At 67.9% G+C, this 18,641-nt stretch carries 18 protein-coding genes; 5 read left to right on the top strand and 13 right to left on the bottom strand.

Translation table 11 applies throughout. The features are described 5' to 3' along the window. Positions 1–10: 10 nt before the first annotated feature. Positions 11–592, top strand: coding sequence for an SIS domain-containing protein (locus MLE18_RS12095; protein ID WP_243439058.1), 582 nt, complete (start codon positions 11–13; stop codon positions 590–592). Positions 593–644: 52 nt separating this feature from the next. Continuing rightward, positions 645–1,964: an L-cysteine desulfidase family protein gene (locus MLE18_RS12090; protein ID WP_243439057.1), complete on the top strand. Its 1,320-nt coding sequence runs from the start codon at positions 645–647 to the stop codon at positions 1,962–1,964. A 114-nt stretch (positions 1,965–2,078) separates the two neighbouring features. Here MLE18_RS12090 and MLE18_RS12085 read toward each other — a convergent pair whose 3' ends face one another. The 5 genes from MLE18_RS12085 to MLE18_RS12065 form a co-directional block, all read right to left on the bottom strand. Next, positions 2,079–3,098 carry an alpha-hydroxy-acid oxidizing protein gene (locus tag MLE18_RS12085; RefSeq protein ID WP_243439056.1) on the bottom strand — a complete coding sequence of 340 codons (1,020 nt, stop codon included), beginning with the start codon at positions 3,096–3,098 and terminating at the stop codon, positions 2,079–2,081. Positions 3,099–3,145: 47 nt separating this feature from the next. After that, positions 3,146–4,717, bottom strand: a complete 1,572-nt coding sequence (locus tag MLE18_RS12080; RefSeq protein ID WP_243439055.1) for a DHA2 family efflux MFS transporter permease subunit — start codon at positions 4,715–4,717, stop codon at positions 3,146–3,148. A gap of 4 nt (positions 4,718–4,721) precedes the next feature. Continuing rightward, positions 4,722–5,819, bottom strand: a complete 1,098-nt coding sequence (locus MLE18_RS12075; RefSeq protein ID WP_243439054.1) for an HlyD family secretion protein — start codon at positions 5,817–5,819, stop codon at positions 4,722–4,724. Between the two features lie 5 nt (positions 5,820–5,824). Beyond that, the gene (locus tag MLE18_RS12070) at positions 5,825–6,334 is read right to left on the bottom strand and encodes a MarR family winged helix-turn-helix transcriptional regulator (RefSeq protein WP_243439053.1); all 510 of its coding nucleotides are present in this window, start codon (positions 6,332–6,334) and stop codon (positions 5,825–5,827) included. A gap of 324 nt (positions 6,335–6,658) precedes the next feature. After that, positions 6,659–7,441, bottom strand: a complete 783-nt coding sequence (locus tag MLE18_RS12065) for a nitroreductase family protein (RefSeq protein WP_243439052.1) — start codon at positions 7,439–7,441, stop codon at positions 6,659–6,661. A gap of 173 nt (positions 7,442–7,614) precedes the next feature. Here MLE18_RS12065 and MLE18_RS12060 point away from each other — a divergent pair, with 173 nt between their 5' ends. Beyond that, entirely contained in the window at positions 7,615–8,049 is a 435-nt protein-coding gene (locus tag MLE18_RS12060; RefSeq protein WP_243439051.1) for a winged helix-turn-helix transcriptional regulator, read from the top strand. Here the strand turns inward: MLE18_RS12060 and MLE18_RS12055 are convergent. The 8 genes from MLE18_RS12055 to MLE18_RS12020 form a co-directional block, all read right to left on the bottom strand. Next, positions 8,037–8,369, bottom strand: coding sequence for a hypothetical protein (locus tag MLE18_RS12055; protein ID WP_243439050.1), 333 nt, complete (start codon positions 8,367–8,369; stop codon positions 8,037–8,039). The genes MLE18_RS12060 and MLE18_RS12055 overlap by 13 nt on opposite strands. Positions 8,370–8,388: 19 nt before the next feature. After that, the gene (locus tag MLE18_RS12050) at positions 8,389–8,685 is read right to left on the bottom strand and encodes a hypothetical protein (protein ID WP_243439049.1); all 297 of its coding nucleotides are present in this window, start codon (positions 8,683–8,685) and stop codon (positions 8,389–8,391) included. Positions 8,686–8,789: 104 nt separating this feature from the next. Then, a complete protein-coding gene (locus tag MLE18_RS12045; protein ID WP_243439048.1) occupies positions 8,790–10,127 on the bottom strand; it encodes an ArsB/NhaD family transporter in 1,338 nt (445 codons plus the stop codon). 28 nt (positions 10,128–10,155) lie between these two features. Beyond that, positions 10,156–11,184: a transporter substrate-binding domain-containing protein gene (locus MLE18_RS12040; protein WP_243439047.1), complete on the bottom strand. Its 1,029-nt coding sequence runs from the start codon at positions 11,182–11,184 to the stop codon at positions 10,156–10,158. Positions 11,185–11,359: 175 nt separating this feature from the next. Further along, positions 11,360–11,965, bottom strand: coding sequence for a L(+)-tartrate dehydratase subunit beta (gene ttdB / locus MLE18_RS12035; protein ID WP_243439046.1), 606 nt, complete (start codon positions 11,963–11,965; stop codon positions 11,360–11,362). After that, the gene (ttdA, locus tag MLE18_RS12030; protein ID WP_243439045.1) at positions 11,962–12,858 is read right to left on the bottom strand and encodes a L(+)-tartrate dehydratase subunit alpha; all 897 of its coding nucleotides are present in this window, start codon (positions 12,856–12,858) and stop codon (positions 11,962–11,964) included. Before ttdA ends, ttdB begins: the two co-directional genes overlap by 4 nt. Positions 12,859–12,914: 56 nt before the next feature. Beyond that, complete coding sequence (gene mdh / locus MLE18_RS12025; RefSeq protein ID WP_243439044.1) at positions 12,915–13,847, bottom strand: malate dehydrogenase; 933 nt, start codon at positions 13,845–13,847, stop codon at positions 12,915–12,917. A gap of 31 nt (positions 13,848–13,878) precedes the next feature. Then, entirely contained in the window at positions 13,879–15,312 is a 1,434-nt protein-coding gene (locus tag MLE18_RS12020; RefSeq protein WP_243439043.1) for an anion permease, read from the bottom strand. 208 nt (positions 15,313–15,520) lie between these two features. Here MLE18_RS12020 and MLE18_RS12015 point away from each other — a divergent pair, with 208 nt between their 5' ends. Both MLE18_RS12015 and MLE18_RS12010 read left to right on the top strand, forming a co-directional pair. Beyond that, a complete protein-coding gene (locus MLE18_RS12015) occupies positions 15,521–17,422 on the top strand; it encodes a sigma 54-interacting transcriptional regulator (protein ID WP_243439042.1) in 1,902 nt (633 codons plus the stop codon). 161 nt (positions 17,423–17,583) lie between these two features. Next, positions 17,584–18,636, top strand: a complete 1,053-nt coding sequence (locus MLE18_RS12010) for a GGDEF domain-containing response regulator (protein WP_243439041.1) — start codon at positions 17,584–17,586, stop codon at positions 18,634–18,636. The last annotated feature ends 5 nt before the right edge of the window (positions 18,637–18,641 follow it).

Here is an 18,641-nt window from a genome sequence, read left to right as displayed (position 1 = left end):
GGAGCATGACATGAAATCTTCCGCAGCCGCATTCTACGACACCCTGCGCGCCCTGACCCGCGAGATCGTCTACACCGACGCCTCGGGCCGCACCCTCCCCCTGGAGGAGGGCATCGAGGCCGCCGCCGCCTGGATCGTTGAGCGCACCGCGGCCGGGGGCAAGCTCATGTTCGTGGGCAACGGGGCCTCGGCCGCCATCTCCTCCCACATGGGCACGGATTTCTGGAAGGCCGGGGGCATGCGCGCCATGGCCTTCAACGACATCGCCGGGCTGACCTGCATCGGCAACGACTTCGGCTACCCCCACCTGTTCGAGAAACCCGTGGAGATGTTCGCGGACCCCGGCGACATTCTGGTCTGCATCAGCTCCAGCGGGCGCTCTGAGAACGTGCTGCTGGCGGCGGGCGCGGCCAGGGCCAAGGGCGCCGGGGTGCTGACGCTCACCGGGTTCAAGGCGGACAACCCCCTGCGCGCCCTGGGCGACGCCAACTTCTACGTGCCCGTGGAGGCGTACGGCCCGGTGGAGGTGCTGCACCACTCGGTGTGCCACTGCCTGCTGGATACGATTGTGGCGTCCAAGGGGCGGAAGTAGGCGCGGGCGCTCCGGCCTCGCCGGGTGATCCGAGAACTTCAGGGAGGCTGGCATGAGCTATTGCGTGAAGGATATCTTGCGCCTGGAGGTGGCTCCCGCGCTGGGCTGCACCGAACCGGTGGCCGTGGCGCTCGCCGCGGCTGCGGCTGTCTCGCTCCTTCCCGGGAAGGCCTTCGACCGCCTGGATGTCTGGGTGGACCCCAATGTCTACAAGAACGGCCTGGCGGTCTCCATCCCCGGCACAGGCGGACTCTCCGGACTGGATACGGCCGCCGCGCTGGGCGCCGCGGGGGGCGACCCGGCCCGACGGCTCGAGGTCCTCGACACGCTGACGCCCCAGGCCCTGAAGCAGGCCAAAGACCTGCTGGGCAGGGGCAACGTGAGCCTGCACCTGCTTTCCGACAGGCGCGGTCTTCACGTGCGCGTGGAGGCCCGCAACGGGAACTCCGTGGCGGAAGCGGTCATCGAACAGCACCATGACCATATCGTCTCGCTCTCCCTGGACGGCATCCCTGTCGAGAACACCCCCCTGCTCAGCGCAGGGCGCGGCGGGGCGGCAGGCGTGGCCGAGCTTGAGGCCTGGCTCAAGGAATTGCCCCTGGACCGGCTCATCGACTTGGCGGACGAGCTGGACGATGATGACATGGCCTTCCTGGAAGAAGGCGTTCGCCACAACATGGCCCTGGCTGATTACGGGCTCAAGCACGGGCCTGGATTGGGCGTGGGCAAGACCTTCGAGCGCCTGGTGCGCCAGAAGCTCATGCAAAAGGACATGTTCCTGGCCGCGCGTATGCTCACCTCCGCCGCTGCCGACGCCCGCATGGATGGCGTGAAGCTCCCCGCCATGAGCTCCGCCGGGAGCGGCAACCACGGGCTCACGGCGATCCTGCCCATTTGGGCCGTGAAGGACTACGTGGAGTGCGACCACCGCACCGTGTTGAGAGCCATTGGCCTGAGCCATATCATCACCGCGTATGTGAAGTCCCACACGGGCAGGCTCTCGGCGGTCTGCGGGTGCTCCGTCGCGGCCGGGGCGGGAGCCACGGCCGGCGTGTCCTACCTGCTTGGGGGGGACGTGCACCATGTGGCAGGGGCCATCAAGAACCTCATGGAGGACCTGGCCGGGGTCGTCTGCGACGGGGCCAAGGCCGGGTGCGCCCTCAAGCTGGCCACGGCGGCCGGAACCGCCGTGCAGGCGGCGCTATTTTCGCTTCACGGGGTCAAGGTCAAACCCACGGACGGCATCATCGACGCCTCCCCCGAGCAGACCATGCGCAACGTGGGGGCGCTCAGCACCGAAGGCATGATCGAGACCGACAGGACCATCCTCAACATCATGCTGGCAAAGCGTATCGCCACCCTGGCCTACTAGCGGCGCGTCCTGGATAAACACGCCTCGCATCGGGGGGGCACCGGGCGGAAAAACAGAGAAGCCCCCTGGCGCGCAAGCGCCAGGGGGCATTTTATTCATTCAGGCAATCGAGGTTCAGCGGGCGGTCAGGATGTCCCTGCTGACCTCGCGCACGTTGGCCGTGCCCGTGAGCAGCATGGCCGAGACCAGCTCCGAGCGCATCTTGTTCAGCAGCGCGGCCACGCCCTCGGCACCTGCGCCGAACGCGCCCACGGCCATGGGCCTGCCCACCAGCACCGCGTCGGCGCCCAGGGCCAAGAGCTTCAACACATCCGAGCCGGAACGCACGCCGCCGTCCGCCAGGATCACGGCGCGGCCCTTGATCTTCTCAGCGATCTCGGGGAGCACCTCGGCCGCGCCGGGGGTCGAATCCAGCACGCGCCCGCCGTGGTTTGAGACCACCACGGCCGCGGCGCCCGCGCTGACGGCCAGCTGGGCTTCGTCCGGGGTCATCACGCCCTTGACGATGAAGGGCAGGCTGGTGGCGGCCACGATCTCCTTGAGCTCCACGAAGGTCTTGGGGCCTACGGGCTGGCCCTTGAGGGCCATGGTGATGAGCCCCGCGCCGTCGATGTCCATGCCCACGGCCACGGCTCCGGCCTGCTCAGCCTGGCGGATGCGGGCGATGATCTCGCTCTGGGCCCTGGGCTTGATGAAGGGAACGCCCAGGCCGCCGTGCTTGGCGATGGCGGCCACGCCGCCGTCATACATGGCCGCGTCGGCCCCGTCGCCGGTCATGCCCATGGTCCCGGCGGCCTCGGCGCCCGCGATGATCATCTCGGAATAGACGTCCTCGGCCAGCTTGCCGCCCATGTTGTAGCTCACGCCGGTCATGGGCGCGGCCAGGATGGGCATGGAGAGATTCCGGCCGAACAGGGTCAGGCTGGTGTCGGCCTCGCGCGCGCCGTGGATGGTGCGCATGTTCAGCCGCCAGTTCTTCAGGGCCTCCAGGTTGGCCATGAAGGCCGAACCGGTGCCCGCCCCGCCCATGCCGGGCACTTCCCCGGCGCAGGCCCTGCCGTCGCACGCCGGGCAGACCCGGCAGTATCCCTTCATGTCCTCGCGCGCCTTCTTGCGCATGGCTGCCATATCCATATGCGAAACCTCCGATGGGTCGTGGTTTGGGTGCATCCTCGCAAGCCTCAGTGCATGGGCACGTCGCCCGCCGCCTTGCGCCCTGCGCGCATGAGCGCCAGCCCGGGCAGGCAGCACAGGCATAGCACTCCAAGAAGCCTGAAGTTGTCAATATAGGCCATCATGCTGGCCTGTTGGGCGAGCATGGCCTGGAGCACGGCCAGGGCCTTCTGCTTGGCGGCTACCGGGTCGCCCAGCTGGCTCATGTAGGCCGAGATGTCGTGCAGGTAGCGCTGGAACATGGGGCTGGTGGCGTTCAGGTTGCGGGCCAGCTCCGACTGGTGGCTCTGCGTCCCGCGGGAGATGAGCGTCATCACCACGGAGATGCCGATGCTGCCCCCCAGGTTGCGCATCAGGTTGAAGATGCCCGAGGCGTTGCCCATCTGCTCGTTGCGCAACCCGCCCATGGCCGTGGTGGTCAGGGGCACGAAGATGATGCCCATGGCCAGGCCCATGGCCACGTTGGGGGCGATGATGTCCGTCATGGAGATGTCGAGGTTGATCCCGGCGAAGTGGAAGCAGACCAGGGCCAGGCCCGTGAAGCCGCAGCCGATGAACACGCGGCTGTCTATCCTGCCGATCATCTTGCCCACCAGCATCATGGCCATGACCGCGCCCACGCCGCGAGGGCTGATGGCCAGGCCGCTGTCCAGCGCGGAGTAGCTCATCAGGCTCTGCAGGAACAGCGGCAAGAGCGCCACGGAGCCGTAGAGCACCACGCCGAGGATGGTCATCATGAAGGTGCCGGAGGCGAAGTTGCGGTCCTTGAGCACCCGCAGGTCCACGATGGGCGCCTTGGCCCGAAGCTCCCAGAGCACGAAGGCCAGCATGGACAGGCCCGAGACGATGGAGAACCAGAGGATCCAGGGGGTCTCGAACCAGTCTTCCTGCTGGCCCTTGTCCAGCACGATCTGCAGGGTGGCCAGCCACAGGGCCATGAGGGCGAAGCCCATGTAGTCCATGCCTTGCGCCTTGGCCCGGGCCTTGGCCAGGTAGGGCGGGTCCTCGATGAGGGCGTGGCACAGCAGCATGGCCAGGGCCCCGAATGGCAGGTTGACGTAGAAGATCCAGCGCCAGGAGTAGTTGTCCGTGATCCAGCCGCCGAGGGTCGGCCCGATGATGGGGGCCACCACCACGCCCAGGCCGAAGATGGCCATGCCCACGCCGCGCTTCTCAGGCGGGAAGCTCTCCATGAGGATGGCCTGGGAGAGCGGCTGCAGGGCCCCGCCCGCCGCGCCCTGCACCACGCGCCAGAAGACAAGCGCGCCCATGCTGGTGGCCGCGCCGCAGATGGCGGAGGCCAGCGTGAACACGGCCACGCAGGCCAGCAGGAAGCGCTTGCGCCCGAAGCGCACCGAGAGCCAGCCCGTCATGGGCAGCACCACGGCGTTGGCCACCAGGTAGCTGGTGAGCACCCAGGTGGCCTCGTCCAGGGTGGAGGAGAGGTTGCCCGCCATGTAGGGCAGGGCCACGTTGGCCACGGAGGTGTCCAGCACCTCCAGGAACGTGGCCAGCATCACGGCCAGGGCGATGAGCCAGGGGCTGTGCGTGGGCCGCCAGGCCTCTGCTTCGTGCGCCATGGGCCTAGCGCACCTTGACGGTGGGCACCACGGACATGCCCGGGGCCAGGTGCATCTCGGCTTCGCCGGGCAGGGCGTCGAACACGATCTTCACGGGCACGCGCTGCACCACCTTCACGTAGTTGCCCGAGGCGTTCTGGGGGGGCAGCAGGCTGAACACCGCGCCTGTGCCCGCTTGCAGGCTCTCCACGCGGCCGTTGAAGGTCCGGTCGGGGTAGGCGTCGATGACGAGGCTGACGGGCTGCCCTGGCTTCATGCCCTTGAGCTGGGTCTCCTTGAAGTTGGCGACGACCCAGAGGCCGTCCTGCACGAGGCTCATGACGGCCTGGCCCACCTGCACGTAGTCTCCGGGCTCCAGGGCCTTCTTGGTCACGCGGGCGGCAACCGGGGAGGCGATCTCGGTGTAGGAGAGGTCCAGTCGGGCCTGCTCCAGGGCGGCCTTGGCCTTGTCCACACCGGCCTGGGCAGTCTGTATCCTGGCGGCGGCCAGGTCGGCCTGGGCCTGGGCGGAGAGCTGGCGCTTGCGCGCGGACTGCAGCCCGGCCGCGTTGGTGCGCGAGAGCGTGTCCGCGTTGTCGCGGGCCTGCTGCGACACCGCCCCGGACTGCACCAGCTGGTTGTAGCGGGTCAGGTCCGTGGCGGCGTTGGCCGCCTGGGCCTCGGCCGAGGCGGAGTCGGCCTTGGCCTGCTCCACGGAGGCCAGGGCGGACTGGTGCTGGGCCTGGGCTTCGGCAAGCTTTTGCTGTGCCTCGGCCAGGTCGGCCTCGGCCTGGTGGAGCCTGACGCTGAAGGAGGCGGGGTCGATGCGGGCCAGGAGCTGTCCTTTCTCGACCTTCTGGTTGTCCTCCACAAGCACTTCCAGCACGCGCCCGGCCACCTGGGGCGCCAGGTTGGTCACGCGGCCGGTGACGAAGGCGTCGTCGGTTGTCTCGAAGGCCCGGGCGGCCCACCACCAGTGCCCGCCGTAGGCCAGCCCGGCGGCGGCCAGCAGCAGGAGCAGAGCCTTTGGCAGTCTGCGGCGCGGCCTGGAGGGCTGGATCGAGTCGTTTGGCGCGGCCTCCCTTTCGGGGGATGTTCCTTGGGGCGGTGACGTCTCTTTCATAGAACCTACTGCTCGCAAGCCTCGAGGTAATTCGTGTCCAGGCGGACCCTGGAGAGCAGGCTGACCAGCGTCTTGAGCTCATCCTTGCTGAAGTCGCCCATGACGTTGTTGTGGTTCTCGATGAGCAGGGGCAGCACGTCGTCCAGTATCTTCTGGGCCGAAGGGAGCAGCTCGATGCGCACCACGCGGCGGTCGGCCTGGTCCTCGACGCGGCGCACCAGGCCGTCGCGCACCAGTCCCGAAAGAACGGCCGAGACCGTGGGCGTGGTCACGCCCGCCAGCTCGGCCAGCTTGCACACGGGCACGGGGCCGTCCTCCTTGGAGAGCAGGGAGAGCACCAGGAAGCGGCCGTAGGACAGGCCGAGCTTCGCCAGCTTGCGCTCCACGTTGTGGTGCAGGATGGTGCCCGTGCGCAGCACGTGCAGGTAGGCCTCTGTGATAAGGACATCCAGGTTGGGGTAACGTTTGGCCTTCTCGGTGAGCACCTGGTAGCTGGGCATTTCCTTTAAAATCATAACGTCCCTCCGGGCATCGTTTGCCGCCTAATAATTAGCTGGCTAATGTTTGTAAAGGGGAAAATGAGCACGCCACTGTTGCGGGAGGCGAAGATGCTTGATGAAAGTTAGGACGCTCCAGAAACTGAAGCCGTTACAGCCGAGAGTGCGGGATGTGCGAAGGGGCGACGCGCCCCCGGCCCGGAAGACCGTTCTTCCGGCCGGGGGCGCAGGGCCGAGCCAGTGTCGCGACTATGAAAAGCATGACCTGGTTTGCTGAGTTAAGCACGATGGTTTCAACGCGCAGCGCACATTAGCCGTACGGGAAGCTCCGCGTGCGCCTCGCTACAGCCAGGCCACCCGCAGGGGCTTGCGGGGCGGGGCCAGGGTGTAGCGGAACTGCGGCCGCCCGAGCATCAGACCGGCGTGGACCTCGTTGCCCTCGGGGATGCCCAGGGCCTTGGCCACGGGCGGATGGTTTTTGGCGGCGAACATGAGGATGCCCGCCCAGCAGGCGCCCAGGCCCATGGAGGCGGCGGCCAGCTCCATGTAGGTGGCGGCGATCACGCAGTCCACGCTGCCGATCAGGGCGTCCTTGGGGGTGTGGGCCACGGCCACATGGGGCGCGCCGCGCAGCACGACCTCCTGCCCCTTGTCCCAGAGCTCGATGTAGAGCGGCATCACGTTGTTTGCGCGCATCCAGTCCACCACCAGCCCGGCCAGGTCGCGGCAGGCCTGCGCGCCGGAGAGCACGTTCCAGCAGACCTGTTGGGCGTTGACCCCGGTGGGGGCGTAGCGCGCGGTCTCCAGCAGGGTCTCAAGCACCGGGCGGTCCAGGGTGTCGGGCTTGTAGGCGCGCACCGAGCGCCTGGAGCGCATCAGCGCGGCCAGGGCTTCGGGCGCCACCGCGTCGATGCGGGCGGGCACGAAGCCGTCGGTGGCCAGGCGGGTGTGGCGCAGCGCGCCGTGGGGGCAGACTGCCTCGCAATGGCCGCAGTCGATGCAGGCGCTCTCGGGGTCGGCCACGGGCCGCCCTTCGGCGTCGGGAACCAGGCACTGCTTGGGGCACACCCGGATGCAGATGCCGTCCTTGCGGCACAATACCTCGTCAACTTGAATCAGGCTCATGGGGCCTCCTGTGTGCGGTGAATGTGTCCGCATTGCATCCGTACGGGTGGCGTGCGCAAGTAGGCACTTTTTCCTCCGTACCGGCCCCGCAGTATAGTATGGATGGTATTGACCCTTTACGGCGCCCGCCGTATCCAATCCCCTGCCCGAATCCGCAAGCACAGGACGCAACCATGCCACAGACGCCACCCCCTTCCTGCCCGGAGCGTCAATACGCCGGAAAACGCTACACCTGCTCCGTGGAGCTGGCCCTGCACGTGATCGGGGGCAAGTGGAAGCCCCTGGTGCTGTGGCGGCTCGGGACGCTCGGAACCAGGCGTTTCGGGGAGTTGCGCCGCCTTCTGCCCGGGGCCTCGCAGAAGATGCTCACCCAGCAGCTGCGGGAGATGGAGGCCGACGGCCTGATCCTGCGGCAGGCCCACGCCAGCGTGCCGCCCAGGGTGGAGTATTCACTCACCGAGCGGGGGCGGAGCGTGATGCCCGTGCTGGAGATGCTCTGCGGCTGGGGCAAGGATTTCGAACGGGATATGGCCAAGGGCCGGATGGGGGCGGGCAAGGCCGGAGATGCCCCCGGGGCCGAGCGGAAAGAGGCTGCCTATTCGGTGTAAAGCGTGCGGCAGGAGCGCTGACACCAGGCATAGCCGCCGCCGATGGAGCGCGAGCAGGCCAGGTTGTGGCCGGACTCGAGCTTGCGCTTCACCTCGCCGCAGCCTTGCAGACAGGTGGCCAGGTCGGGGTCGTGGCTGCTGACGCCCCGCAGGTAGGTCTCGCAGATGCCCACGTTGTCGCAGGCGTCGTTGCGGCCCCCGGCGGAGTGGCAGAAGCCCAGGAATTCGGAATCAGTCATTGGCCCGCGCTGTGCGCAGCCCAGGGCCAGGGCGGCAAGAGCCCCGGCGAGGCAGACGAAGAGGAGTGCGCTGCGGGTCATGGTGCGTTGTCCTCGCGGCTTAGCCGGCCAGGGTCTCCTGGTGCTTCTTTATGTCCTCGATGAGCCTGTCCAGGCCGCTTACCGGCCCCAATGCGTCGCCGTAGGCCCGCAGCATGGGCATCAGGTGGGTGTAGTTGCGGTGCAGAAAGTAGTAGTCGTGCACGCGCAAGTCTATGTAATCCAATAGAAAATTGATGCAGACCAAGCCCGGGGACGGGGACTTGCGCTTCTTCCAGGTGACGAAGTCGACCATCCAGCGCAAAGTTTCAGCGTCGATGCGGGGGAGTTGGGTGCGTTTCGCAGTTTCGATGTCCATGATGCCGCGCTGCGGTTAGAAGTAATCCCCCAAAACACCCGGGGCGGCCGCACGCTGCGGCTGGTCACATCATAGACGCGGCGTGCACTATTACGCAAGCCCGACTAGATGGCTTTCGACAGGGCCCATACGTAGCAGGCCGAGGCCAGCAGCTGGCAGACGGTCACCGGCACGCCGTAACGCAGGAAGCGCACGAAGGAGACTGGGCTGCCCTGGGACGCGCAGATGCCCCCGGCCACCAGGTTGGCGGAGGAGCCGATGAGCGTGGCGTTGCCGCCCAGGGTGCCGCCGAACATCATGGCCACGAACACGGGCAGGGTCTGGTCCGGCCAGTCCGTGAAGGCGATGCCCATGGCCTCCTCGGGCACCACCTGCGTGAGCACGAAGTAGCCTTTGGTCAAGAGCACCGCGGCCGCCACCACGGGGATGTTGGCCAGGAAGCCCGAGACAAGCCCGATCCCGCCCATGAGCACGATGCCCACCAGCAGGAAATCCTGCCCGAACGCGCTCTGCATGCCGCGCGAGAGCCCGCCCAGGGCTCCGGTTTTGGTGACCTCCTCCACGTAGCACATCATGCTGAAGATGAAGATGAGCGTCTTCCAGTCGATGTCCTTGAAGACGTTCTCCAGGGGCTCCACCTTGTAGGTGTACATGGCCAGCAGGGCCAGGCTGGCCCCGATGATCGCCGCCGAGGGCGGAACCACGGGCCTGGGCAGGTATTCGCCCACCAGGAAGAGCGCCACCATCAGGGCCATGGAGAACACGGCGAACAGGCAGAAGCCGGGGCGGGCGATGGGTCCTGGGGCCAGCCCTTCGGGCAGGACGCGCCGGGCGCGCCACACGTCCCTGAAAAGAACGGGCATCAGCGGCACCACCACCAGGATGGCCAGCACGCCGCCCAGGCTCACCTTGCGCAGATACTCCACGAAGCCCAGCCCGGCGGCCTGGCCCACCAGGAAGGTGGCAGGATCGCCCACCAGGGTCAGCAGCCCGGCCGCGTTGCTGAGCATGGCCACCATGATCAGCGGGCCGACGAAGTCCACCTCCAGCTCGCGGCAGACGCGCACGACGATGGGCGCGATGAGGATCACGGCCGTGGCGTTGGGCAGGATGGCGCAGACCACCGAGGTCAGCACCGCGGTGTAGAGCAGGAAGCGCTTGCCGCTGCCTTTGGTCAGGATAAGGAAGCGGGTGCCGATGTGCTCGAAGACGCCCGTGGGCGTCAGCACCCTGGCCACGACCATGCCGCCGAAGAGCAGGGCCAGCGCGCCCTGTGACACCATGACCGCGCGCATGACGTCGCTGTTGGAGATGATGCCCAGCAGGGTCAGGGCGCACAGCCCCAGCATGCCCGCGAGGGCCATGTCCATCAGGTTGCAGGCGATGGCCAGGATGACCGCCCCGAACACGGCGAAGATGATGTAGGCTTGATATTCCGGCATGGTGCGCGTTCCTTGGGCGAGGGCGTGTTCAGAAGGGGGGGGCGTACATCAGGCCGCCGTCAGACCAGAGGCGGTTGCGGCCCCTGTCGAGCCGCAGGGGGCTCGCGGAGCCCAGGTTGCGCTCGAACATCTCGCCGTAATTGCCCGACGCGGCCACGGCCCTGAGCATCCAGCCCGGCGCGAGGCCCAGGGCCTTGGCTATGGCGTCCGCGTCGCCCAGCGTGCGCCGGGCGGCTCCGTCGCCGAGGCTTTGCCCGCCATCCGCGAGGGCCTTCGCGGCTGCGTCGCGGGTCAGCCCGCATTCCTCGGCGTGCACCAGGGCCGCCAGCACGCTGCGCACGGCCAGCAGCCACTCGGCGTCGTCAGAGCGCACCACCGGGGCGATGATCTCGTAGTTGTTCGCATCGCGCAGCACGGCGTATTCCGCCGCCCCGGGGCCGAGCGCGGAGAGGAACCCCGCCAGCACGACGCCGTCCGCGGTCAGGACCTTGCACTGCCCCGCCAGGAAGACGTCCCGGGCCTGCTCCGCGCTGTTGCAGTACAGCGGCGTCATGCGGATTCCGCTGGCCGCGGAGAAGTCCTCCAGGTCCTGGGCGTGCGTGGTGCCCTTGACGATGCACAGGCTGGCCCCGTCGAGGCCCTTGGCGTCGCGGATGCCGTCGGCGGTGCGCACCAAGAACCTCTGGGCCGTGTAGAGCAGGGGCCCGGCGAAGCTCACCTTCAGCTGGGCCTCGCGGCCGAGGGTCCAGCTGGTGTTGCGGCCCAGCAGGTCGACCTGCTTGGCCAGCAGCGCCGGGAAGCGCCCGGCGGTCTCCAGCGGGAGGAAAGACGCCTTGGCTGGGTCGCCCAGCACTGCGGCGGCCACGGCCCGGCTGAAGTCTATCTCCAGGCCGCGCCAAGCCCCGTCCGCGCCAGGCTGGGACAGGCCCGGCAGGGCGTTGCTCACGCCGCAGCGCAGTTCGCCCCGTTTCTTGACCATCTCGAAGGTGTCCCCCGCCGAGGCGGGGGAGGCGATCAGGGCCAGTGCGGCCAGGGCCAGAGCGAGAACGCGCGGCATGGGCGGCCTCCGGTAGTGCGTGTTATCTGCCTTATCTATGATCCAAGGGGAATCGATAGGCAAGCAGGCGTAGCGCGAAGACCGAAGTTTTTTCGGGCGGATATGCGAAGGGCGGGGGATGGCGCATCCCCGGCGCGGCCGCACATGGCGGCCGCGCAGGGGGCGTCGGGCAAGGCTATTTGATGAAGCGGACCTGGCGGTTGATCTCCTCGATGATGGGGCCCTTGCTCTCGTTATAGCGGGCCTTGTTCTCCTCGAAGAGGTTGTTGCCTTCGGTGTCGATGGAGATGATCAGGGGGCCGAACTCCTTCACGCGGCAGACCCAGAGCGCCTCGGGCATACCCAGGTCCTCCCATTCCACGCGCTCGATCTCCTCCACCTCGGTGGCGGCCAGCACGGCGCAGCCGCCGGGGAACACGGCGTGCAGGGCCTTGTGCTTTTTGCAGGCCTCGGCGGTCTTGGGGCCCATGCCGCCCTTGCCCACGATGAGCTTGACCCCGGTGCGCTCGATGAATTCATCCTCGAAGCGCTCCATGCGCATGCTGGTGGTGGGGCCGATGGAGATCATCTTCCAGCCGTCGCCGTCCTTCACCACGATGGGACCGGCGTGGAAGATGGCCAGGCCCTTGAGGTCCACGGGCAGCTCCCGGCCCAGCTCGATGAGGCGGCGGTGGCCCACGTCGCGGCAGGTGACTATGTGGCCGTTCAGGAAGACCACGTCGCCCACACGCAGCGAGGCGATGTCCTCGCTGGAGATGGGCGTGTTGAGGATCTTTTTCACAGCACGGCCTCCTTGTGCGAGAGGATTTCGTAGGACAGGTCCGGGGCGATGCGGATGGTGCCCCGCCGGTGGGCCCAGCAGCCCACGGACACGCCCACGCCGATGGTGGAGGGGTGCCTGGCCGAGTTCTCGATGTGCACCCCCAGCACCGAGGACTTGCCGGAGAGGCCCTGGGGGCCGAGGCCCACGTCGTTGAGGCCCTTCTCCAGCAGCTGCTCCATCTCGGCCGCCTGGGGGTTGGGGTTGCGGGTGCCGATGGGCCGCAGGATGGCCTTCTTGGAGAGCATGGCCGCAGTCTCCACCGAGGTGGAGACGCCCACGCCCACCAGCAGGGGCGGGCAGGCGTTGACCCCGTAGGAGGTGATCACGTCGAACACGAACTGCACGACGCCCTCGTAGCCGGCCGAGGGCATGAGCACCTTGGCCGCGCCCGGTAGGCTGCAGCCGCCGCCCGCCATGTACACCTCGATGGTGACCGAATCGCCCGGGACGATGTCCCACTCGATCCAGGGCACGCGGGTGCCGGTGTTGTCGCCGGTGTTCTTCTCCACGAAGGTCTCAACAGCGTTGTGGCGCAGGGGGGCGTCCTTGGTGGCCTGGCGCACCGCCTCGCCCAGGATCCCGCGCAGCTCGCCCAGCAGGGGGAAGTCCGCTCCGGCCGTCACGAAGTATTCGATGACGCCGGTATCCTGGCAGCAGGGGCGGTCGAGCTTGTCGGCGGCCTCCTGGTTCTCGAACATGGAGTCGTAGACCACGCGCGCCAGGGGGCTGTCCTCGCCTTCGCGCAGTTGCGCCAGCTTGTCCAGCACGTCCTGGGGCAGGCGCTTGCCCACGTATCCCGTGAACTTGGCCATGATCTCCGTCAGGGACCGTCTGGCCTCTTGCTTGTCCATTCGCAAGCTCCTTGTGTCGTCTGTACGCCGTCACCGGCGCGTTCAATGCCGAAGGCTCAGCAGGTGAGGCCGATGGCGGCCAGCTGGGCCTTGATCTTCTCCGCGCTACGGGCCAGGGCCGCGCGCTCGTCGCCGGTGAGCTCGATCTCCCTGATCTCCTCCACGCCGTTGGCCCCGAGCTTCACGGGCACGCCCACGAAGGCTCCGGAGATGCCGTACTCCCCGGTGAGGTAGGCCGTGCAGGGCAGGATCTTTTTCTTGTCCATGACCACGGCGGCCACCATCTGCGTCACGGCCGAGGCCGGGGCGTAGAAGGCGCTGGTGTGCATCAGCCGGATGATCTCGGCCCCGCCGTCGCGGGTCCTGGCCACCAGCTCCTCCAGCTTCTCCGCGGGCATCAGCTCCGGCAGGGGGATGCCGGCCACGGTGGAGTAGCGGGGCACGGGCACCATGTCCTCCCCGTGCTCGCCCAGCACCATGGCCTGCACGTTCTCCACCGAGACGTTCAGCTCCTTGGAGATGAAGTACTGGAAGCGGCTGGCGTCCAGGATTCCGGCCATGCCGGTGATGCGCGTGCGGGGTATCTGCCCGGCCTGCATGGCCACGTGGCACATCACGTTGAGCGGGTTGCTCACGATGATGTAGAAGGCGTAGGGGCTGTACATGGCCGCCTTGGTCACGCACTCGCGCACGATCTCCGCGTTGATCTTGAGCAGGTCGTCGCGGGTCATGCCCTCCTTGCGGGTGGCCCCGGCCGTGATGACCACGATGTCGGAGTTCCTGGTCTGCTCCAGGTCCTCCCCGGAGACGCAGACCGGCTCCAGGAGGTCCACGGGGCTGGCCTCCAGGATGTCCAGGGCGATGCCCTGGGCCTTGCCGGGGCTGCGGTCCACCAGCACGACCTTCTTGCAGAGCTTGCGCTCGATGAGCCTGCGGGTCACGGCTCCGCCCACGTTGCCCGCTCCGAACACGGTGATCTTTCCGTTCATGTGTATGGCCTCTGTTGGTTTTTGCGCGGGCCTAGGGCTTGAGCATGAGCATGTAGGGGAAGTCGATGCCCACCAGCGCCGCGATGAAGATGACGCCGAAGACGAAGCCGAGGGTCCAGAACTCCTTGCGGGTTATGTAGCCGCATCCGTAATACACGGGGCTCGGGCCGGTGGCGTAGGGCGTGAGAATGCCCATGAGGCCGAGCGTGGCGCAGATCAGGATGGAGAAGGTCTTCATGGGGATGCCGGGGATGCCCATGGCCGTGGCCAGGATCACGGGCAGGAGCGCCGTGGTGTGCGCCGTGAGGCTGGCGAACATGTAGTGGATGAAGAAGAACAGCAGCACCAGGGCCACCATCAGGGCGTTGACCGAGAAGCCGGACATGGCCCCCGCGGCCAGGGCCGCGAACCACTTCAGGAAGCCCACCTTGCCCAGGCCGTCGGCCAGGGCCACCAGGGTGCCGAACCAGCAGAGCACGTTCCAGGCGGTCTTGTGGCTGGTGATGTCGTCCCAGGTGACCACCTTGGTCAGGATCATCAGCGAAAGGGCCATCAGGGCCACGATGGTGGCGTCGAAGAGCTTGCCGCCGAATATCCACAGCAGCAGGGCGAACACGGCCAGGCCGGCCATGGTCAGCTCCTTGGCGGTGATGGAGCCCATCTTGGCCAGCTCCTCGCCGGCCCACTTGGGGGCGTCCTCGCTGCGTTTGATCTCGGGCGGATAGATCACGTAGACCAGGAAGGGCGTGGCCAGGAAGAGCAGGATGCAGGCGGGGGCCAGGTGCACGAACCACTCGGTCCAGCCGATGGTCAGCTTGGTGGTCTTCTCCAGCAGCGAAAGGGCCAGCAGGTTGGGCGCCAGGGCCGTGAGGAACATGGTGCTGGTGATGCAGGTGGTGGCCAGGGCCGTCCACATCAGGTAGCCGCCGATCTTCCGGGCTCCGCTCTCGGGCGTGGAGCCGTAGAGCGGCGGGATGTTCTTGATGATGGGGAAGATCACGCCGCCGCTGCGCGCGGTGTTGGAGGGCGTGAAGGGGGCCAGGGCCAGGTCGGCCAGGGCGACCGCATAGCCCAGGCCCAGGGTGCTCTTGCCCAGGGTCTTGATGAGCAGCAGTGCGATGCGTTTGCCCAGGCCGGTTTTTTCGTAGCCCATGGCGAACATGAAGGCCACGAAGATGAGCCAGACCGTGCCGTTGGAGAAGCCCGAGAGGGCCCAGCGCACGGCGTCGGCCGTGGTGGGGGCCTTGTCGGCCGTGGCGGGCACCAGGTTGAGCGCCGCGGCCAGGGTCACGCCCATGAGCCCGGCTGCGGCCGCCGGGATGGGCTCGATGACCAGCGCCGCGATGACGGCCACGAACAGGGCGAAATACTGCCATGCGTAGGGCTGCAGGCCCTGGGGAGTGGGGACGAACCACAGGATCACTCCTATGGCCAGCGGCAGGACGGCCTTCCAGTCGAGTTTCATGCGCTGCTCCTTTGCGTTTGGCCCCGTAGCGCACTCCGGCGCAGGCGGGGACCGGTTCGACGAACCAAGACACCCGTTTTGAAAGCAGGTTCCGTTCCAAATAATAAAACCAATTATGCGTGGATGTTGCGCGCTTGCGTCGCAGGAATGAAACAGCTATGTCTCAATCTGTTTCAATCCGTCGCGCCATGTCGCAGGGGGAATCTTCATGGACACCATCGCCTTCATCGCCTTGCACGGGGGCATGCTCGAAACCGCCAGGCAGGTCTTCGCCGGGGTCCACGACGACATCCGCCTGGCCGAGGGGCTCATGGACGGCGCGGCCGAGACCGCCGCGAAGCTGGCCGCAGCCGGGGTGGAGGTGGTCATCTCCCGTGGGGCCACGGCCCGGTGCATCCAGCAGGCCCTGCCGGACCTCTCCGTGGTGGACATCTCCACCTCCAGCATGGACCTGCTCACCGCCCTGCACAAGGCCAGGGCCCGCGCGGAGCGAATCGCGGTTGTGGCCTTCCCGCCCATGTCCGACGGCGCGCGGGAGATGGGGGCCATGCTCGGCGTGGAGGTGTCCGTCTACGGATGGGATTCCCAGGAGGGCATCGCCCCGGCGCTGATGCGCGCCAGGGAGGACGGAGCCGGGATCGTGGTGGGGGGCTACATCACGGCGCTCATCGCCTCGCGTCTCGGCGTGCCCTGCCAGCCCGTGGAGAGCGGGGCGCAGAGCATATTGGCCGCCGCCCGGGAGGCCAAGCGCATCGCCCACGGCCGCAGGGTGGAGAAGGCCAAGAGCCAGCTCATGCGCGCGGTGCTCACCTCAACGGACAACGGCATCCTGGCAGTGGACCGGCGCGGGGTGGTCACGGTGCTCAACCCCGTGGCGGGCAGGCTCCTGCGCATGACCGAGGCCGACGCCGTGGGCCGCCCGGTGGGCGAGGTCTGGGCCCGCTCCGGGCTCGAGCGCCTGCTGGAGACGGGCCAGGGCCAGGCCGGCCAGGTGGAGCGGGTGTTCGACCAGGAGATCATGTGCGCGCGCACCGCCATCAACGTGCGCGGGGAGACCGTGGGCGCGGTGGCCACCTTCCACGACGTGCGCCAGATCCAGAAGATGGAGGCCACGGTGCGCAAGCGCATCCTGGCCTCGGGCCACGTGGCGGCCTCGCGCTTCCAGGACATCCGGGGCGAGAGCCCGGCCTTGCGCCAGGCCCTGGCCATGGGCGCGGATTATGCCCGAACTTCGGCCACGGTGCTCATCCACGGCGAAACCGGCACCGGCAAGGAGCTTTTCGCCCAGGGCATCCACAATGCCAGCGCCAGGCGGGGCGGCCCCTTCGTGGCCGTGAACTGCGCTGCCCTGCCCGGCCAGCTGCTGGAGAGCGAGCTGTTCGGCTACGTGCCCGGGGCTTTCACCGGGGCCAGCCAGAAGGGCAAGCCCGGCCTCTTCGAGCTGGCCCACGGGGGCACCATCTTCCTGGACGAGATCGCGGAGATGGACCTGCCCACCCAGGGCAGGCTCCTGCGCGTGCTGCAGGAGAAAAAGGTCATGCGCCTGGGCAGCGACCAGGTGATCCCCGTGGACGTGCGCGTGGTGGCCGCCACCAACAAGGACCTGGGCCGCCTCGTGGCCGCCGGGGCCTTCCGCGACGACCTCTTCTACCGCCTGAACGTGCTGCGCCTGCGCCTGCCGCCCCTGCGCTCCCGCCGGGAGGACATCCCCGGCCTGGCGGCGCACTTTCTGGAGCAGGCCTCGGGGCACAGGGCCCACCAGCAAGGCTACAAACTGGAGGATGGCGCGCTGGCGGCGCTGCAGGCCCATGCCTGGCCCGGCAACGTGCGCGAACTCCAGAACGTCATGGCCCGGGTGGTGGCCGTGCATCGCGATCAGGCCATAACAGGCGCGTTGATACACAGCCTCCTGGACGCCCCCCCCGCCGGGAGCGGCCCGGCAGAGCCCGCTTCGGCGGCGCAAACCCCGCGGCACCCCGAGCAGGAGCGCATCCGCGAGGCGCTGGAGCGTTGCGGCGGAAGGGTCTGCGAGGCGGCCAGGGAGCTGGGCGTCAGCCGCTCCACGCTGTGGCGCAGGATGCGCGGGCTGAAGAGCCCGCCAGGGCGATGACGCTTACGGAGGGGATCCCGTCTGGTTGCCCTGAATTTGCGCTTATCTTTACCAGACCGGAAAAGTGTGCAATTGCGGATGCGGATAATTGGGCGTTAGGAGTCGACCGCTGTCCGGGGGGAAGCCGGACGGCCCTTTCGCCCGCCTGCCCCGGATTGTGCATGACGACGCAACCGACCAAGAACCAACACGTCGGGAATGACGCGCGGGACAAGATCCTGCTTGTGGACGACAGGAGCGAAAACCTGACGGCCCTGGCCTGCGTGCTTTCCGCGCTGGACGTCACCTGCGTGAACGCGCTGGGAGGGGAGGAGGCCCTGCGCGCCGCCCTCAACGAGAGTTTCGCCCTGGCCATCGTGGACGTGCGCATGCCAGGCATGGACGGCTACGAGCTGGCGACCCTCTTGCGGACCCAGCGCGAGAACCGGGCCATGCCCATCATCTTCCTGACCGCCGCCGCCTATGACGAGCACCACGTGTTCAAGGGCTACACCTCCGGCGCGGTGGACTTCCTGTACAAGCCGGTCAACGCCGACATCCTGCTGGGCAAGGTCGCCGTGTTTCTGGAGCTGCACAGGCAGCGCAAGGAGCTTGCCGAAAAGGTGGAGGAACTCACCCGGATCAAGGATGAGCTGGAGCGGGCCAACTACGCGCTGCTGCGCATGTCCATGGCCGACGGCCTGACCGGGTTGCACAACCGCCGCTGCCTCGACGAGACCCTGGAGCGCGAATGGCGCCGGGCCGCCCGGGAGGGCAGGCCCGTTTCGCTGGTCATGGCCGACATCGACGGCTTCAAGCCCTACAACGACTTCTATGGCCACCTGGAGGGAGACAACTGCCTGCGCGAGGTGGCCAGGTTGCTCTCGGGGACGGCCAGGCGCCCGGCGGACTTCGTGGCCCGGTTCGGAGGCGAGGAGTTCGCCATGGTGCTGCCCGGCACGGACCACGAGGGGGCGATGGAGCTGGCCGACGAGGTGCTGGCCAGGGTGCGCATGCTGGCGATCCCTCATGCCGGGTCCGTGGTGGACGGCGTGCGGCACGTGACCCTGAGCCTCGGCGTGGCCACGGCCCGCCCCAGTGAGGAGTCCAACCCGCAACACCTGCTGGACGCCGCGGACAAGGCCCTCTACGAGGCCAAGCGGGGCGGCCGCGACAGGGCCTTCGGCGTCCGCTGCGTCATGGACGGCCCCTCCTGCCGCTGCGAGTGGGACTGACGGCC

This window comes from Fundidesulfovibrio soli, from assembly GCF_022808695.1.
GTDB lineage: Bacteria > Desulfobacterota > Desulfovibrionia > Desulfovibrionales > Desulfovibrionaceae > Fundidesulfovibrio > Fundidesulfovibrio soli.
This window is presented reverse-complemented; position numbering and strand designations above follow the sequence as displayed.

Excerpts from the sequence above, each read along its gene's own strand:
- MLE18_RS12075 (WP_243439054.1), bottom strand. The coding sequence starts at position 5,819 with ATGAAAGAGACGTCACCGCCCCAAGGAACATCCCCCGAAAGGGAGGCC.
- MLE18_RS12050 (WP_243439049.1), bottom strand. The coding sequence starts at position 8,685 with ATGGACATCGAAACTGCGAAACGCACCCAACTCCCCCGCATCGACGCT.
- ttdA (WP_243439045.1), bottom strand. The coding sequence starts at position 12,858 with ATGGACAAGCAAGAGGCCAGACGGTCCCTGACGGAGATCATGGCCAAG.
- MLE18_RS12010 (WP_243439041.1), top strand. The coding sequence starts at position 17,584 with ATGACGACGCAACCGACCAAGAACCAACACGTCGGGAATGACGCGCGG.
- MLE18_RS12095 (WP_243439058.1), top strand. The coding sequence starts at position 11 with ATGAAATCTTCCGCAGCCGCATTCTACGACACCCTGCGCGCCCTGACC.
- MLE18_RS12055 (WP_243439050.1), bottom strand. The coding sequence starts at position 8,369 with ATGACCCGCAGCGCACTCCTCTTCGTCTGCCTCGCCGGGGCTCTTGCC.
- mdh (WP_243439044.1), bottom strand. The coding sequence starts at position 13,847 with ATGAACGGAAAGATCACCGTGTTCGGAGCGGGCAACGTGGGCGGAGCC.
- MLE18_RS12090 (WP_243439057.1), top strand. The coding sequence starts at position 645 with ATGAGCTATTGCGTGAAGGATATCTTGCGCCTGGAGGTGGCTCCCGCG.
- MLE18_RS12085 (WP_243439056.1), bottom strand. The coding sequence starts at position 3,098 with ATGGATATGGCAGCCATGCGCAAGAAGGCGCGCGAGGACATGAAGGGA.
- MLE18_RS12020 (WP_243439043.1), bottom strand. The coding sequence starts at position 15,312 with ATGAAACTCGACTGGAAGGCCGTCCTGCCGCTGGCCATAGGAGTGATC.
- MLE18_RS12070 (WP_243439053.1), bottom strand. The coding sequence starts at position 6,334 with ATGATTTTAAAGGAAATGCCCAGCTACCAGGTGCTCACCGAGAAGGCC.
- MLE18_RS12065 (WP_243439052.1), bottom strand. The coding sequence starts at position 7,441 with ATGAGCCTGATTCAAGTTGACGAGGTATTGTGCCGCAAGGACGGCATC.
- MLE18_RS12060 (WP_243439051.1), top strand. The coding sequence starts at position 7,615 with ATGCCACAGACGCCACCCCCTTCCTGCCCGGAGCGTCAATACGCCGGA.
- MLE18_RS12080 (WP_243439055.1), bottom strand. The coding sequence starts at position 4,717 with ATGGCGCACGAAGCAGAGGCCTGGCGGCCCACGCACAGCCCCTGGCTC.
- MLE18_RS12040 (WP_243439047.1), bottom strand. The coding sequence starts at position 11,184 with ATGCCGCGCGTTCTCGCTCTGGCCCTGGCCGCACTGGCCCTGATCGCC.
- MLE18_RS12015 (WP_243439042.1), top strand. The coding sequence starts at position 15,521 with ATGGACACCATCGCCTTCATCGCCTTGCACGGGGGCATGCTCGAAACC.
- MLE18_RS12045 (WP_243439048.1), bottom strand. The coding sequence starts at position 10,127 with ATGCCGGAATATCAAGCCTACATCATCTTCGCCGTGTTCGGGGCGGTC.